Raw genomic sequence first — 15,954 nt, forward strand, 5'->3', positions numbered from 1 at the left:
CCCCCCTTTTCCCCAGGCGGGGCGCTTCGTTTCCGGTGGGGAGGGGCGGGCGCTGTGCGCCCTTGAAGGTGCCTCCGGCGGGGCAGCTTTTGTTTTGGGGCCGGGCTGTGGCCCGGCCAGTTGCATCAGCGGTCATTGACTTGCCGTCCGATCCAGGCTTCCGCGCGTTCAGAGCACTTTGCCAGATTGAGTAGGTCGGAATGGTGGAAGCTGGTGGTATTCTTCCAGGTGCCCGTGTCGTCGCGGTACGAGCGGGACAGGTCGATGGAATAGAAGCCGTCATTGTCCCAGATGGTGGCGGTGATGAGCCCCAGGCGGAACTTCTTTGCGGGTTGGTTTGCCATGGTGATTTCCTTCTCATTGGCTGGGCAGCAGACGTGGAAAGGGCGCGAGCTCACGCAGACCTCGCGCCCCTGAAGAAGCCATCCGGCCCCAAAATCCCGCGCTGCGCTGCCAACTCAGCGCGGGCAAAACTGGATTATTGAGAGGTGTGCGCCCGGCGGCGTTCTTCGACCCATTGGCGAAGATCGCGGCGGCGGTAGCGCACGGAGCGCCCGAACTTGTAGAATTCCGGGCCTCCGCCAGTGACACGCCATTTCTGGATGGTGCGCACGCTTTGGCACAGGTAGTCGGCGGCGTCGCCTTCGGGAATGAAGCCCTCCCAGTACTCCGCAGGCGGGGTGATCGGGGAGGGGCTTTCGGTCGTCATCTGCACGGGCTGTCCTTTCGTTGTCTGCCTTGCGACCGAACATGCCCAGGCTGCAATCCAACAAATAGGACAATAAAGTCCCGCAGATTTTATTGTTTTTTGGTTTTCTTCAAGTCTCTGAAAAGCGGCGAGAAAGTCTTTCTGATCGTCTCGTCGTTGATCGCCTCCGGGGGGATGGGCAGGTCGAGATCACGCTGAGCGAGGTGCTCACGGATCATCGGGTAGTGCGCTTTCATTGAAAGGTCCGTCTTGATCTTCCCGGCGTCGATCAGGTCCTGGCAAATCTGCTTGATCGCGGTGTTTACGGCGGGGCGGCCTACAGGAGCTTGTTGAAGTGCGGCAGGGGCTAGCACCGCGTCAAACTGAGCCTTGGAGACGATGCGCACATCTACAAAAGCCAGCGACGCGTGCTTGAGGGTGTTCGCCTGCCATCTTGTGAGGCTGGGGGTGTGGGTTTGGGGCCAATACTCAGCTGGGATCGTTAGGGGCGGTGAGGCCTCTTTACGGGGAGGTTCGAAGCCAAGGGCGACAAGCTGACCGGTCCGAAGCCAACGGCGCAGATCCTCCTGCATCTCTTTGTCCACCTCGCCGCGCTCGGCCAGCAGGGCTTGGGGGCCTTTGAAGAGCGCCTCCAACTTTGACATGGGCGACGCGTCGTCGTCGGCGGCGGCTGGCGGCGCTGTGGTGAGCAGTTCAGCTGCGGATTTCGCGTAGAGCTCGCGGTGCCGGTTGTACTTTTCCTCGGAGGCATATGAGCGCCATGCGTCCCGCATCCATATGCCTCGCTTCCACAGATCGCGCAGCATCTCACTATGGGTTTGCTTCACGTGTCCCTCCATCTTCTCGGGGTGTTACTTTAGGCGCTGACGACGTGAGCGCCATGCCAACACACCAAAACACTGGTGGCGTACCCGTTACGTTACATAAGGAGCGCGCGGCTCTTTATGTAACGGGCAGCCTGCTCCCTAACATTACCGAACCAAACTAAGCCGCGCCGGGCCAGGTTGCTGTCGCGCGGTGCCCAGGGCTCCGGCCATCATGCCCGAGACCGCATTAGCCGCTTCGCAGACGCCCTTATCCGCCAGGTGCGCATATCGCTGGGTCGTCTGGTAATTCGAGTGGCCCAGGATCTTGCCCAGGGTCAGCAGGTCCACCCCGTTCATAGCCGCGTAAGAGGCGTATGTGTGCCGCAAGTCGTGAATGCGTACGTCCTCAAGGCCTGCCGCCTTACGGATGCGCCGCCAGGGATGTTGCAGGTCCGTCAGGTGGCTGCCCGGCAATTTGCCCTGGATCACGTACGGGTTTCCGGAGTCACGGGGCAGGCGGTGCAGCACGGCCTTTGCATCGGGCGAGAGGGGAATACGCCGGGCGCCGGTCTTACTGTCGGGCAGCAGCAGGTGGTGCATGGAGACGAAGGACCATTGCAGGGTCTGGATCTCGGAGAGGCGGCAGCCCGTCATCAGCAGCAGCCGGAAGGCGGCCACGACAAAGACACTCTCCTGGCCGGTCTGTTCTGCTTCGGTCAGCACATCGCCCAGGCGCATCAGCTCAGGCTCTCCCAGAAAGCGCTCTTTGGGCTTCTCCTTGTAGCGCGGAACGAGGCGGCAGGGGTTGGAGCCATCGGGCCGGATCTCCCAGAGCTCGGCCATGTTGAAGAGCTTCGACAGCAGCGCCAGAACGCGGTTGGCCTGATGCGGTGTCGGGCTTAGCTTCTGGTGCAGAGCGGCCACGTCCGCGCGGCGCACATCCATCGCCTTGAAGGTGCCGAAGGCAGGGAGGATGTGACGTTCAATGTTCCGCCTATAGTCAAACTGGGTGTTGGGCTTGCAGCGGATCGCGGCGTGTTCCTCCAGGAAGCGGTCGCAGAGCTGAGCCACTGTTGGGGAGCGGTGATGCTCGCTTCGGGTCGCAGAGGGATCTTCCCCATGGGCGACTTCCCCAAGGCGCTGCACGGCGAGCTTACGGGCGGCCTCAGCGGTCAGGGTGCCGTGCTTGCCCAGGGTGAACCGCCGGGTGCGTCCTCCGACGCGATACTGTATCAGGTACGACTTCCGCCCGGTTGGGGACACGCGCACGCCAAAGCCAATCACGTCGCAGTCAAAGACGATGTAGTCCCGCCCATCGACGGGCAGAGCTTCTACGGAGCGTTTGGTTAGCTTTGGCATCGGGCACCCCCTGGATCGGTATCGGAATTGCCCCAAGATCCGGAAGTCTGGCGGAAACATGAGGCGGCGAACTACAGGGAATTGGATGCAACGTGAGAGTAACGCGCTTCAAGGAAAAACGTTTACGATCATGCATTTATGGTCGTTGAGAGTAGGTAGGCGAACCCCATGTAAAAGGCCTGGGGGCGGCTTTTAATCAGTAGGTCGATGGTTCGAACCCATCACGGCTCACCACTGTATCAAAGAAGCCTCGTGATCTTCGGTAAAGCCTGGATCACGGGGCTTTTTTTGTTTCAGCACATGGGGTTCGCCTTGGCACCGAGGGTGCGGGAAGTCTGCAACAGCGGGCGGGAACCTGTGACGCTACAGCACGTCTGCCTTGCCTGAATGAACCTACGTTTCCGAATGTACGGATAGGGGTGCCCTTGGGCGCCGGGGGCTCAAGACAGGACCGAATTCCAGATGACGTTACGACCAATCCGCTTGCTGGCGGGGGCTGCGCTTTCGCTTGCCCTGGCTTCATGTGGCACGACCTATTCGATGCCCGGTATCGCCGATGAGACGAACAGCCGGGCCAGCACCATGTTCGCTGAGGCCAAGACAGCGGCTCCGCGCAGCCCGATCAGCGAAAGTGCCGGGGTGAACCGCTTTGCCCGCGTCGCCCGCCGGATCGAGCCCGTGGCGCGGCAGCTTTGTGAGACTGAGCTTGCGCAGGGCAAGGCCGTGGATTGTGACGTGAAGCTGGAGCTGGATCGCGAGATGCAGCAGCGCAATGCCTATTTCACCTATGCCGAGGCAGGCAACAGGTCGCCTGTCATCCGATTCTCGGTGCCGCTTCTGCAGGACACCGGCAACGATGACGAGGTGGCCTTCATCATGGGCCATGAATACGGCCACCTGATCGGGCGTCACATTCAGAAAGGGCAGCAGCAGGCAATTGCCGGGGCGCTGATTCTCGGGGTGATCACGGCTGCGGCAAGCGCTCAGGGTGGCGGGTACTATGATCAGACCGCGGTGGAGAACAGCATGGAGCTGGGGGCCATGGTCGGCCAGCGTGCCTATTCCCAGACCTACGAGCTGGAGAGCGACATGCTGGGCACACGGATCTCCCATGCGGCAGGTTATGATCCGGTGAAGGGCGCGCAGTTCTTTGCCCGTGACGAGGCCGCGCGCTCGGGCGGAGGCCAGCTCAGCTTCTGGGGGACGCATCCGCCGGACGAGAAACGCATGGCCATGGTTCTGGCAACCATGGAGCAGATTCAGGGGCAGCAGGCGTTGACGCGCAAGGCGAGCCAGTAACGGGTCTAGGAAGAAGAGGGGCCGCGCCGGGCAAGGCGCGGCCCGTTTCGTCAAACGATGCCGCCGCCGGCGCCTTTGACCACGGGGCGGGTTTCGCTGACCGCGGCCCGGTAGCCCGAGGCGCGGTAGGTGGCGATGGGGTCGATGGCGCCGCCGGTTTGCATCCGGGCCATGGCCAGGATCGGTTCCACATCCGTGCGGAAGGCCGCGCGCAGGGTGGCCGAGGCCATCAGCGCGTCGTTCTCTTCCTGGTAGCCCGCCAGCGCCACCCGGTCGACGAGGGAGGCCTGCACGAAGGCGCGCTGGATCTCCATGGCCGAGATCATCAGGCTCTCGATCGGGTCCGTCACGTTGTGGCTCTGGTCGATCATGTGGGCCAGGTCGAGGCCGGGGGTGGCTTCGGCATCCACCAGCTCGTTCCAGACCAGGAACAGGCGGTAGGGTTCGATGGTGCCCGAATCGAGGTCATCGTCGCCATACTTGCTGTCGTTGAAGTGGAAACCGCCCAGCTTGCCGGCGCGGATCAGGCGCGAGACGATCATCTCGATGTTCACGTTGGGCGCGTGGTGGCCCAGGTCGACGAGGCACATGGCCTTTTCGCCCAGCTCCTGCGCGGTCAGCAGCGAGGTGCCCCAGTCCTGCACCACGGTGGAATAGAAGGCGGGCTCGTAGATCTTGTGTTCCGAGAAGATGCGCCAGTCCTCGGGCAGGCCGGCGTAGATCTCTTTCATAGAGGACAGGTAGCGGTCGAACTGGCGGCCCATGTGGGTCTGGCCGGGGAAGTTGGCGCCGTCGCCGATCCAGACGGTCAGCGCCTTGGAACCGATGGTCTTTCCGATCTCGATGCATTCCAGGTTGTGCTCGATGGCCTGCGCGCGGGTGGCCGCATCGACATGCGACAGCGAGCCGAACTTGTAGCTGTGCGCCTGGTCAGGCTGGTCCTGGAAGGTGTTGGAGTTCATCGCGTCGAAGCCCAGGCCGTGCTCTTCGGCCTTGGCCAGAAGGTCGGCGGGCGCGGCCTTGTCCCAGGGGATATGCAGCGAGACGCGGGGGGTGGCCTGGGTCAACCCGTGGATGACGCCGCAGTCATCCAGCTTGTCGAAGATGTTGGCCGGTTCGCCGCCACCGGGGAAGCGGGCGAAGCGGGTGCCGCCGGTGCCGGTGCCCCAGGAAGGCACGGCGACCTCGAAGGCCTTTGCGCGGGCCAGCAGGTCGTCGATTGCGATGCCGTTGCGGGCGAGACGCGCGCCGAGGGCGGCGTAGTCGGCCTCCAGGTCCGCCGCGCGGGGGGCGTTCCGGGCCTCGATAATGTCCTTGGTGATCATGTGTCCTCCCGGGCGGGGGTGCCGCCTGTTGCTGGCCGGGGGTGGGGGCGCTGCCCCCGTCAGGCCATGCCTGACTCCCCCGCAGTATTTTCAGCCATCGGATGGGGGCAAGGGGTGCCCCCGTCCGGTGTCAGCGCGTGAAGGCCTGCACGTTGCCGGCGTCGACGTTGATGATGTTGCCGGTCGATTTGGCCGATTTCTCGGATGCGAAGAAATAGGCGGCCTCGGCGATGTCCTCGGGCAGGACCGAGCGCTTCAGCATCGAACGGTTGCGGTACATCTCTTCCAGCCCCGCCTTGTCGGTGCCGTAGGTCGAGGCGCGCTGGTCCAGCCATTCGCCTTCCCAGATCTTCGAGCCGCGCAGCACCGCGTCGGGGTTGACCACGTTGACGCGGATCCCGGCCTCGGCGCCTTCCAGCGCCAGGCAGCGGGCCAGGTGGATCTCGGAGGCCTTGGCGGTGCAATAGGCCGAGGCATTGGGCGAGGCCGCGAGGCCGTTCTTCGAGGCCACGAAGACGATCGAACCGCCCATGCCCTGCACGCGCATCAGCTTGAAGGCTTCGCGGGAGACCAGGAAGTAGCCGGTGGAGAGGATCTCCATGTTCTTGTTCCAGAGCGCCAGCGTGGTCTCTTCGACCGGCGCCGAGGAGGCGATACCGGCGTTGGAGACCAGGATGTCGACGCCGCCGAATTCCACGGCCGCATCCGCATAGGCGCGGGCCACGGCGGCTTCGTCGGTGACGTCCATGATCACCGATCGGATCACGTCGCGGCCGTAGCTGGCGGTCAGGGCGTCCTTTGTGGCGTTCAGGCTGTCTTCGCTGATATCGGCCAGCACCACGCAGGCGCCTTCGGCCAGGTAGCGTTCCGCCGTGGCCGTGCCGATGCCACCGGCGCCGCCGGTGACCATGGCGACGCGACCGGCAAGCGACTTGGGCTTGGGCATGCGCTGCAGCTTGGCTTCTTCCAGGAGCCAGTACTCGATATCGAAGGCCTCCTGCTCTGGCAGGCCGACGTATTCGCTGACCGAGGAGGCGCCGCGCATCACGTTGATCGCGTTGACGTAGAATTCGCCCGAGATCCGCGCCGTGGCCTTGTCCTTGGCGAAGGTGATCATGCCGACGCCGGGGACCAGGTAGACCACCGCGTTGGGGTCGCGCAGGGCCGGGCTGTCGTCATGCTTGCAGCGCTCGTAATAGGCGGCGTAATCCTCGCGGTAGGCGGCAATCTGGGCTTCCAGACCTTCCAGAACGGCGTCGATGTTGTTCTGCGCCGGGTCGAAGTCGATCACCAGCGGGCGGATCTTGGTGCGTAGGAAGTGGTCGGGGCAGGAGGTGCCAAGCGCGGCCAGCGCGGGCATGTCCTTGGCATTCACGAAGTCCAGCACCGTCTCGCTGTCCTCGAAGTTGCCGACCATGTGCTGCTTGCCGGAAACGAAGCCGCGGATGGCGGGCATCAGCTTGGCCGCGATTTCACGGCGGGCGGCGGGGGCGAGGCTTTCGTGGACCGGGCCGCCGAAGGCCGGAACGTCTGCCGTCTTCTCCTCGAAGTAGGCGATGGCCTTGTTGATGATCTCGAGCGTCAGCTCGTAGCAGGCCTTGGCGTCGTCATCCCAGGTGAACAACCCGTGGCTTTCCAGCACCACGCCCTTGGCGTCGGGGTTCTTCAGGCAGAAGTCCTCCAGCCAGAGGCCCAGCTCGTAGCCCGGTTTCTTCCAGGGCAGCCAGCCGATCTCGTCGCCGAAGATCTCGGCGGTCAGCTCCTTCGAGTTCTTCGAGGCGGCGATGGCGATGATCGCATCGGGGTGCATGTGATCAACGTGGGCCTTCGGCACATAGGCGTGCAGCGGCGTGTCGATGGAGGCGGCGCGGGGGTTCAGGTTGAAGGTGCAATGGGGCAGGTAGCCGACCATCTCGTCCTCGAACTCCACCCCGCGATACTTGCCCTTCAGGGCGCGCATCTTGTCCATGTAGAGGGTGGCGAAACCGTCCATCTTGATGGTGCCGACATCCCCGCCCGAGCCCTTGACCCAAAGCACCTCGGCCTCGGTGCCGGTCAGCGGATCGACTTCCTGGCATTTGCACGAGGTATTGCCGCCGCCATAGTTGGTGACCCGCTTGTCCGAGCCCAGCAGGTTCGAGCGATAGAGCAGCTTCTCGGGTTCGCTCATGCCTTCGGCCTTGGCGTCATCCCACAGCGAAACGAGCCGCGTCGATGCGGTTGTCATGGTGTCTCCTCCACTTTCCACCAGGGCTGGACCTCCTGCCCTTTTCGGGGCGAGATTGCGCAGGTGGCAGCTAATTGTCAATCAACAATGATCAACTTCGATCATGCTGCGACTGCATAATGATTGAAACGTGATTTCATGATTGACAATGATCGAATATGCGCGGCAAGCTGATCGGAACGGGAGGAAGACATGCACGAGAAGGAACGCCACGGGATCATTCTGTCAGCGGTACAGGACCGGCCGGTCGTGACCGTGGCGGATCTCTGCGGGCTGACCGGGGCCTCCGAGGCGACGGTGCGGCGCGATATCGCCGCGCTGCATGTCGCCAAGAAGCTGCGCCGGGTGCGCGGCGGGGCCGAGGCCCTGGCGCCGAACCAGTTTCCGGGCCTTGCGGGCCGTCCGTTCTCGGTCAACCAGACCCTGCATGCGCGCCAGAAGCAGGCCATCGCCCGCGCGGCGGTCGAGCTCTGCGACGAGGGCGATGCGATCATCATCAACGGGGGCACGACCACCTTCCAGATGGTGCATCCGCTGGCCACGCGGCGCTGCCAGGTCTTCACCAACTCCTTCCCCATTGCCGAACACCTGCTGAAGCATTCGAAGAACTCGGTGCTGATCTCGGGCGGGGTCATCTACCGCGAGCAGAACATCGTGCTCTCGCCCTTCGAGAACGACGTGACGCGCAACTTCTGCGCCCGCCGTCTGTTCATGGGCGCGCAGGGCGTCGGTCCGCTGGGGGTGATGGAGGCCGATCCGCTGATCATCCAGGCCGAGCAGAAGCTGATCGGCCAGGCCGATGAGCTGGTGCTGCTGGTCGATTCCAGCAAGTTCGAGAGCCGGTCGAGCCTCGTGCTCTGCCCGCTTGAAGAGATCGACGTGTTGATCACCGACGAGGGGATCAGCGACCGTGCCGCCGCCATGGTGGAAGGCGCGGACATCAAGCTTATCGTGGCGCCCGCGAGCGGCGCGCGAGAGGAGGCGGCTTCATAGAGGAGGGGCCGCGACACCGATGGTAACTTTAGGGAGGAGATCCATCATGAAACTTGCAAAACTGCTGACCAGCGCCGCCGTCGCGGCGGGACTTTTCGCCGGGCCTGCGGCCGCCGAGGACATGCGCATCGCGCTGGTCGTCAAGGCCCTGGGCATCGGCTTCTTCGAGGCCGCCGCCAAGGGCGCCGAAGAGGCCGCCGGAGAGCTGGGGGACGTGGAAATCATCTACACCGGCCCCACCGACACCACTGCCGAAGGCCAGATCGAGGTGATCAACGCCCTGATCGCCCAGCAGGTCGACGCCATTGCCGTTTCGGCCAATGACACCGATGCGCTGGTGCCGACCCTGAAGAAGGCCATGCAGCGCGGCATCACCGTGATCTCTTGGGACTCGGGCGTTGCCGAGGATGGCCGCCAGGCCCACCTGAACCCCTCGTCCAACGCGCTGATCGGCAACATGATCGTCAAGCTGGCCGCCGATGAGCTGCCCGAGGGCGGCGATGTGGCCGTGCTCTCGGCCACCACCACCTCGACCAACCAGAACATCTGGATCGAGGAAATGACCAAGGTGCTGCCGAACTATCCGGGCATCAATGTCGTGGGCACCGTCTATGGCGACGACCTGGCCGACAAGTCCTACCGCGAAGCGCAGGGCCTGATGCAGTCCTACCCGGATCTGGATGCGATCATCGCGCCGACCTCCGTCGGCATCGTGGCCGCCGCTCAGGCCGTGGTCGATGCCGGCAAGGTGGGCGAGGTCAACGTGACCGGCCTGGGCCTGCCCTCCGAGATGGCCGGTGCCATCGAGAGCGGCGCGTCGAAGTCCTTCGCCATCTGGAACCCGATCGACCTGGGCTACTCGGCCACCATGATGGCCTATCACCTGGCCAAGGGTGACGCCGAAGCCGCGCCGGGCGCCGAGATCGAGATCGGCCGCATGGGCACCATCACGCTGGACGAGACGGGCTCTGCCGCCATGGCCGATCCCTTCGTCTACGACGAGAGCAACATCGACGACTTCAAGAGCATCTTCTGATCCTCTGAATGCGCGATGCCGGGCGGCGCGTGACCGCCGCCCGGTCCTACCCACCCCAAATCAAGACGGGGCCGATCATGGGCACTGGCCAAGGGCCGGTCGCGGCGCAGGGGGCTGTCCTTGCGCTGGACCGCATCATCAAGACATTTCCGGGCGTCACGGCGCTCGACCAGGTGCAGCTCGAGCTGCACGCGGGCGAAGTCACCTCGCTGATCGGCGAGAACGGCGCGGGCAAATCGACCGTGGTGAAGATCCTGACGGGGATCTACCAGCCCGACGGCGGGCAGATCCTGCTGGACGGCCAGCCGGTCAGCTTCCCGACCGCCCAGGCGGCATCCGGTGCCGGTGTCACGGCGATCCACCAGGAAACGGTGCTCTTTGAAGAGCTGACCGTGGCCGAGAACATCTTCATCGGCCATGCGCCCCGCACCCGTTTCGGCCTGATCGACACCGCCGAGATGCGCCGCCGCGCAGGCCAGATCCTGTCCTCCATCGGTGCCGAGATCGACCCCGGCGTGAAGCTGAAGGATCTGGGCATCGCCTCGCGCCACCTGGTGGCCATCGGCCGGGCGCTGTCGGTCGAGGCCCGCGTGGTGATCATGGACGAGCCGACCGCCGCCCTGTCGCAGAAAGAGATCGAAGAGCTTTACGAGCTGGTCGAGACGCTGAAGGCGCAGGGCAAGGCGATCCTCTTCATCAGCCACAAGTTCGACGAGATCTTCCGCATCTCGGACCGTTACACCGTCTTCCGCGATGGCCAGTTCGTCGGCGCGGGCCGTATCGACGAGATCAGTGAAAGCGACCTGGTGAAGATGATGGTGGGCCGCTCGGTCGACCAGATCTTCCCCAAGCGCGAGGCGCAGGTCGGCGAAGAGGTGCTGAAGGTGGTGGGCTATTCCCACCCCACCGAGTTCGAGGACATCAACTTCACCCTGCGCCGGGGCGAGATCCTGGGGTTCTACGGCCTCGTCGGCGCGGGCCGGTCCGAGTTCATGCAAAGCCTGATTGGCATCACCAAGCCCTCCAAGGGCGCGGTGAAGCTGGAGGATCATGTGACGATCATCCGCTCTCCGGCCGAGGCCATCGAGGCCGGCATCGTCTATGTCCCCGAGGATCGCGGCAAGCAGGGGGCCATCCTCGACCTGCCGATCTTCCAGAACGTCACCCTGCCCAGCCTCGGCGAGACCTCCAATCGCGGCTTCATCCGCATGGCAGAGGAATTCGCCCTGACCCGCCAGTATACCGAGCGGCTGGACCTGCGGGCGGCTTCCCTCGATACCACCGTCGGCAGCCTGTCGGGCGGCAACCAGCAGAAGGTGGTGATCGCCAAGTGGCTGGCGACGCGGCCCAAGGTCATCATCCTCGACGAGCCCACAAAGGGTATCGACATCGGCTCCAAGGCGGCCGTGCATGAGTTCATGTCCGAACTGGCTGCAGAGGGGCTGTCGGTGATCATGGTCAGCTCCGAGATCCCCGAGATCCTGGGCATGTCCGACCGGGTCATCGTGATGCGCGAAGGCCGCATCGCCGCCGAGCTGGAGGGCGAGGATCTGACCCCGGAAACCCTTGTCCGCCACGCCGCAGGCATCGGCGTCAAAGGAGAAGCCGCATGAGTTTCGTCAAATCGCGCGAGGCGATCCTGCTGGCGGCCATCGTGCTGCTGCTGGGTCTGATCGCCACTCGCTTCCCCGCTTTCATCACGCCGCACAACCTGGCCTCGGTCTATTCCGACACCACGCCGCTGATGATCCTGGCCCTGGGTCAGATGGTGGTCATCCTGACCCGCTGCATCGACCTGTCCGTCGCCGCCAACCTGGCGCTGACCGGCATGGTCTGCGCGATGATCAACGTGGCCGCGCCGGATCTGCCGGTGGGACTGACCATCCTGATCGCCCTGACCATGGGCGCCGCCCTTGGCGCCATCAACGGGCTGCTGGTCTGGAAGTTGGCGATCCCGCCCATCGTGGTGACCCTTGGCACGATGACCATCTTCCGGGGCGTGATCTTCCTGCTGTCCGACGGCCAGTGGATCAACGCGCATGAGATGAGCGCCAATTTCACCGGCTTCCCGCGCCAGGTCATCCTGGGCGTCACCGTCATGGGCTGGATCGGCCTAGCCGTTGCCCTGCTCATGGCCCTGCTAATGGCGCGCACCGCGCTTGGGCGCAGCTTCTTCGCCGTCGGCGGCAACCCCCATGCGGCGGTCTACACCGGCCTCAACGTCGGTCGGGCCCAGTTCCTGGCCTTCGTCATCTCGGGCGCGCTGGCCGGGCTGGCAGGCTACCTCTGGATCGCGCGCTACGCCGTGGCCTATGTCGATATCGCCGGCGGTTTCGAGCTTGAGGTCGTGGCGGCCTGCGTCATCGGCGGCATCTCGATTGCCGGCGGCGTCGGCTCGGTGCTGGGCACGGTGCTGGGGGCCATGTTCCTTGGCATCGTCAAGAACGCCCTGCCGGTGGTCGATATCTCGCCCTTCTGGCAGCTGGCGATCTCTGGCGCCGCGATCCTGATCGCCGTCACCTTCAACGCCCGCTCCGGCCGCAGCAAGGGCCGGGTCATCCTGAAATCCGCGGAGCACGCGCAATGAGCCTCGCCGAAACCACATCCGCCCCCGAAGCCCGCGCCCGTGGCCCGGTCCCGGACCGCCTGCGCGCGCCCTGGGAAGCAAAGCTGAAAAGCTGGGAAAGCCTGCTGCTGGTAGTGGCCATCGGGATCTTCATCCTGAACTCCTTCGCCTCGCCCTACTTCCTGAACGCCTGGAACCTCTCCGACGCGACCTTCAACTTCACCGAGAAGGCGATGATCGCCTTCGCCATGGCCCTGCTGATCATCGCGGGCGAGATCGACCTTTCCGTCGCCTCGATCATCGCGCTGGCATCCACGGCCATGGGGCTGGTGATGGAGGCCGGCTTTGGCACGCCGGCCATCGTGGCCACAGGCCTTGCCACCGGCCTCATCTGCGGCGCCTTCAACGGGGTGCTGGTGACCCGTCTCGGCCTGCCCTCCATCGTCGTCACCATCGGCACCATGAGCCTCTTCCGCGGCATCAGCTATATCGTGCTGGGCGACGGCGCCTTCCGTGGCTACCCCTCGGATTTCGCCTTCTTCGGGCAGGGATATGCCTTCTGGGTGATCTCGGTCGAGCTGGTGATCTTCGCCGTGCTGGCGGTGATCTACGGCGTGGTGCTGCACAAGACCAACTTCGGCCGTGCGGTCTATGCCATCGGCAACAATGCCACCGGCGCGCTGTTCTCGGGCATCCGGGTGGCGCGGGTGAAGATGATCCTCTTCCTGCTGACCGGCCTGATGTCGGGCGTCGCGGCGGTCTGCCTGACCTCGCGCCTCGGCTCCACCCGGCCCTCCATCGCCTCCGGCATGGAGCTGGAGGTGGTCACCATGGTCGTCCTCGGCGGGGTCAACATCCTCGGCGGCTCGGGCTCGATCCCCGGGGTGGTGATCGCCGCCTTCGTCATGGGCCTGGTGACCTTCGGCCTTGGCCTGCTGAACGTGCCGGGTATCGTGATGTCGATCTTCATCGGCCTGCTGCTGATCGGGGTCATCGCCTTGCCGCGGCTCTGGGCGAAGCTGAGGGGGAAAGCATGATGCCTGCAAGGAAAGTGCCCGGCATGGAAAAGATCGCCTTCCGCATGACGCTGCACGAGGGCAAGCTCGAGGAATACCGTCGCCGCCATGACGAGATCTGGCCCGAGCTTTCGGCCCTGCTGAAGGAGGCGGGCGTCGAGGATTACTCGATCCACTACGACCCCGAGACGCGGGCGTTGTTCGGCGTGCTCTGGCGGCGCGAGGATCACGGCATGGCCGCCCTGCCGGAACACCCGGTGATGAAGCGGTGGTGGGCCCATATGGCCGACATCATGGAGACCCACCCCGACAATCGCCCTGTCGAGGTCTCGCTGGAAACGGTGTTTCACCTGCCATGAGTAACGCCCGCCATGTGGCCGTGATCGACGTGGGCAAGACCAATGCCAAGCTGGCGCTGGTCGATACGCAGGCGCTGGAAGAGATCGCGGTGGTCACCCGTCCCAATACCGTCCGCCCCGGCCCGCCCTATCCGCATTTCGACCTTGAGGGGCATTGGGACTTCTTCCTGACGCACCTGCGCGCCTTCCACGAAAGCCATGGGATCGACGGAATTTCCATCACCACCCATGGTGCCTCGGCGGTGCTGCTGGACGCCGGGGGCGCGCTGGCCTGTCCGATGCTGGACTACGAGCACAGCGGCCCCGACGACCTGGCCCGGGCCTATGACGCCCTGCGTCCGCCCTTCGCGCAGACGGGCTCGGCCCGCTTGCCCATGGGGCTGAACCTGGGCGCACAGCTGCACTGGCTGCTGGAAACGCAAGAGGGCCTGCGCGAGCGCCTCGCCCATGTGGTGACCTATCCGCAGTACTGGGGCTATCGGCTGACCGGGCGCTTTGCCACGGATGTCTCCTCGCTGGGCTGCCATACCGACCTTTGGAACCCGTGGAAGGGGCGCCTGTCGGACCTGCCGGGGGCGCTTGGCATCGCCGATGCCATGGCGCCGGCGCACAAGGCCTCGGACGTGCTGGGCACGGTGTCGGAGGAGGTCGCGGTGCTGACCGGGCTCGACCCGGCAACCCCGGTGCTCTGCGGCATCCATGACAGCAACGCCTCGCTGCTGCCGCACCTGCAGGGGCATGGCGGAGCCTTCTCGGTGGTCTCGACCGGGACCTGGGTGGTCTGCATGGCCGTCGCGGGCCGCGACGTGCCGCTGGACCCGGCCCGCGACGTGCTGGTCAATGTCTCGGCCCATGGCGATGCGGTGCCCTCGGCGCGCTTCATGGGCGGGCGGGAATTCGAGCTGATCCGCGACGGCAGCGAGGCCCGGCCCACCGACGCCGACCGTGCCCGCGTGCTGGACGAGGGCCTGATGCTGCTGCCCGCCGTGGTGACCGACAGCGGCCCCTTCGCAGGCCGCGCGCATCGCTGGACCGCCGAGCCCGCAACGGACGGAGAGCGCATCTTCGCCCTCTCTCTCTATCTCGCGCTGATGACCCGCACCTGCCTCGACCTGATCGGCGCGGCGGGGCCTGTGGTCGTCGAAGGCCCCTTTGCCCGCAACCCGGATTTCCTGGCGATGCTGGATGCGCTCTCACCCGATGGGGTCGAGATCAGCGCCTCGGCCACCGGTACCTCGATCGGGGCGGCGCTGCTTTTCGATCATGCCCGGAACCCGCCCGCGCCGCAGCGCGTCGGCGGCGGGACGGCGGCGATGGCGGCCTATGCCGCGCGCTGGCAGGCAGCGCTCTAGAGCTCGGCCCGTTCGCGCATCCAGTCGATGAAACGCTGCAGCGCTGGCTCGGGTGCCTGGTTCTTCGGCCAGACCAGCGAATAGATCCCGCCCTGGTCCAGGTAATCGGGCCAGGCGGCGACAAGGCGGCCCCGGTCGATCTCGGGGCGGGCCAGGAACTCGGGCAGAAGCGCCAGCCCGAAGCCCGCGGCGGCGGCCTCGGCCATGGCGAAGAACTGGTCGAAGAGCAGCCCGCGCAGCTCTCCGGGCGTCACGCCATGGGCGTCGAACCAGCTTTCCCAGGCACCGGCGCGGCTTTCCAGATGCAGAAGCGGCAGGGCGCGCAAGGCGGCGGGATCGCCCGGCGGCAGACCTTCGGCGAGGGAGGGCGCGCAGACCGGGATCACCCGGTCGCGGGCCAGCGGCAGCGCCTCGGTGCCCGGCCAGTCCTCGGGGCCGAAATGCACGGCGGCATCGAACTTCTCGCGCCCGAAGTCGAAGCGGGCCAGGCGGGTCGACTGGTTGACCAGGATTTGCGGATGCTCTGCCATGAAGGCGTGTAGCTTCGGCCCCATCCAGTAAAGCCCGAAGCTGGGCGGCAGTGCCAGGTTCAGTGATCCCCGCGACCCTCGCGCCCTCAGCCGCAGGCTGGCCTGCGCCAGATCCTCCAGCACATCGCGCACCGAGGCGGCATAGCGTGCCCCCGCCGGGGTCAGGGCCAGGCCCTTGCCCTCGCGCACCAGCAGGGTCACGCCCAGTTGATCTTCCAGCACCTTCAACTGGCGGCTGACGGCGGAATGGGTCAGCGACAGGTCCTCGGCGGCGGCCACGGCGGAACCCAGCCGGTCCACGGCCTCCAACGCCAGCAGCGAGGGGATCGAGGGCAGGAAGCGGCGCGGGGCGATCATGTAAGTAATACTCCAAGCAT

At 65.3% G+C, this 15,954-nt stretch carries 15 protein-coding genes; 8 read left to right on the forward strand and 7 right to left on the reverse strand.

Features of this window, described 5'->3' with window-relative positions; translation table 11 throughout:
* Positions 1-125: 125 nt before the first annotated feature.
* The 4 genes from CRO50_RS03490 to CRO50_RS03505 form a co-directional block, all read right to left on the reverse strand.
* Positions 126-344, reverse strand: coding sequence for a hypothetical protein (locus tag CRO50_RS03490; protein ID WP_097144466.1), 219 nt, complete (start codon positions 342-344; stop codon positions 126-128).
* 134 nt (positions 345-478) lie between these two features.
* On the reverse strand, positions 479-709 hold the full coding sequence (locus CRO50_RS03495; protein WP_097144703.1) for a helix-turn-helix domain-containing protein: 231 nt from the start codon (positions 707-709) through the stop codon (positions 479-481).
* An 89-nt stretch (positions 710-798) separates the two neighbouring features.
* Positions 799-1,536, reverse strand: a complete 738-nt coding sequence (locus CRO50_RS03500; RefSeq protein ID WP_143516849.1) for a hypothetical protein — start codon at positions 1,534-1,536, stop codon at positions 799-801.
* Positions 1,537-1,680: 144 nt separating this feature from the next.
* The gene (locus CRO50_RS03505; RefSeq protein ID WP_097144468.1) at positions 1,681-2,874 is read right to left on the reverse strand and encodes a site-specific integrase; all 1,194 of its coding nucleotides are present in this window, start codon (positions 2,872-2,874) and stop codon (positions 1,681-1,683) included.
* 462 nt (positions 2,875-3,336) lie between these two features.
* Between CRO50_RS03505 and CRO50_RS03510 the strand changes: the two genes are divergently transcribed.
* Entirely contained in the window at positions 3,337-4,173 is an 837-nt protein-coding gene (locus tag CRO50_RS03510) for a M48 family metalloprotease (RefSeq protein WP_097144469.1), read from the forward strand.
* 50 nt (positions 4,174-4,223) lie between these two features.
* On the opposite strand, the gene rhaI is transcribed toward CRO50_RS03510, so the two are convergent.
* Both rhaI and CRO50_RS03520 read right to left on the reverse strand, forming a co-directional pair.
* A complete protein-coding gene (gene rhaI / locus CRO50_RS03515) occupies positions 4,224-5,498 on the reverse strand; it encodes an L-rhamnose catabolism isomerase (protein ID WP_097144470.1) in 1,275 nt (424 codons plus the stop codon).
* Between the two features lie 130 nt (positions 5,499-5,628).
* Positions 5,629-7,725, reverse strand: coding sequence for a bifunctional rhamnulose-1-phosphate aldolase/short-chain dehydrogenase (locus CRO50_RS03520; protein ID WP_097144471.1), 2,097 nt, complete (start codon positions 7,723-7,725; stop codon positions 5,629-5,631).
* Between the two features lie 192 nt (positions 7,726-7,917).
* Between CRO50_RS03520 and CRO50_RS03525 the strand changes: the two genes are divergently transcribed.
* The 7 genes from CRO50_RS03525 (at position 7,918) to CRO50_RS03555 (ending at position 15,047) form a co-directional block, all read left to right on the forward strand.
* Positions 7,918-8,718: a DeoR/GlpR family DNA-binding transcription regulator gene (locus CRO50_RS03525; RefSeq protein WP_097144472.1), complete on the forward strand. Its 801-nt coding sequence runs from the start codon at positions 7,918-7,920 to the stop codon at positions 8,716-8,718.
* Positions 8,719-8,764: 46 nt separating this feature from the next.
* Complete coding sequence (gene rhaS / locus CRO50_RS03530) at positions 8,765-9,754, forward strand: rhamnose ABC transporter substrate-binding protein (RefSeq protein ID WP_097144473.1); 990 nt, start codon at positions 8,765-8,767, stop codon at positions 9,752-9,754.
* A 77-nt stretch (positions 9,755-9,831) separates the two neighbouring features.
* Positions 9,832-11,367, forward strand: a complete 1,536-nt coding sequence (locus CRO50_RS03535) for a sugar ABC transporter ATP-binding protein (RefSeq protein WP_097144704.1) — start codon at positions 9,832-9,834, stop codon at positions 11,365-11,367.
* A complete protein-coding gene (locus tag CRO50_RS03540) occupies positions 11,364-12,341 on the forward strand; it encodes an ABC transporter permease (RefSeq protein ID WP_097144474.1) in 978 nt (325 codons plus the stop codon). The genes CRO50_RS03535 and CRO50_RS03540 overlap by 4 nt, the downstream gene beginning before the upstream one ends.
* On the forward strand, positions 12,338-13,357 hold the full coding sequence (locus CRO50_RS03545; protein WP_097144475.1) for an ABC transporter permease: 1,020 nt from the start codon (positions 12,338-12,340) through the stop codon (positions 13,355-13,357). Before CRO50_RS03540 ends, CRO50_RS03545 begins: the two co-directional genes overlap by 4 nt.
* Positions 13,358-13,380: 23 nt before the next feature.
* Positions 13,381-13,695 carry an L-rhamnose mutarotase gene (rhaM, locus tag CRO50_RS03550; protein ID WP_097144476.1) on the forward strand — a complete coding sequence of 105 codons (315 nt, stop codon included), beginning with the start codon at positions 13,381-13,383 and terminating at the stop codon, positions 13,693-13,695.
* Entirely contained in the window at positions 13,692-15,047 is a 1,356-nt protein-coding gene (locus tag CRO50_RS03555) for an FGGY-family carbohydrate kinase (RefSeq protein ID WP_097144477.1), read from the forward strand. Before rhaM ends, CRO50_RS03555 begins: the two co-directional genes overlap by 4 nt.
* On the opposite strand, the gene CRO50_RS03560 is transcribed toward CRO50_RS03555, so the two are convergent.
* Positions 15,044-15,934 carry a LysR substrate-binding domain-containing protein gene (locus tag CRO50_RS03560; RefSeq protein ID WP_097144478.1) on the reverse strand — a complete coding sequence of 297 codons (891 nt, stop codon included), beginning with the start codon at positions 15,932-15,934 and terminating at the stop codon, positions 15,044-15,046. The two genes, CRO50_RS03555 and CRO50_RS03560, sit on opposite strands and share 4 nt — an antisense overlap.
* Positions 15,935-15,954 lie beyond the last annotated feature (20 nt).

The sequence above is a fragment of the Pseudooceanicola antarcticus genome, from assembly GCF_900215355.1.
Classification (GTDB): Bacteria; Pseudomonadota; Alphaproteobacteria; order Rhodobacterales; family Rhodobacteraceae; genus Pseudooceanicola; species Pseudooceanicola antarcticus.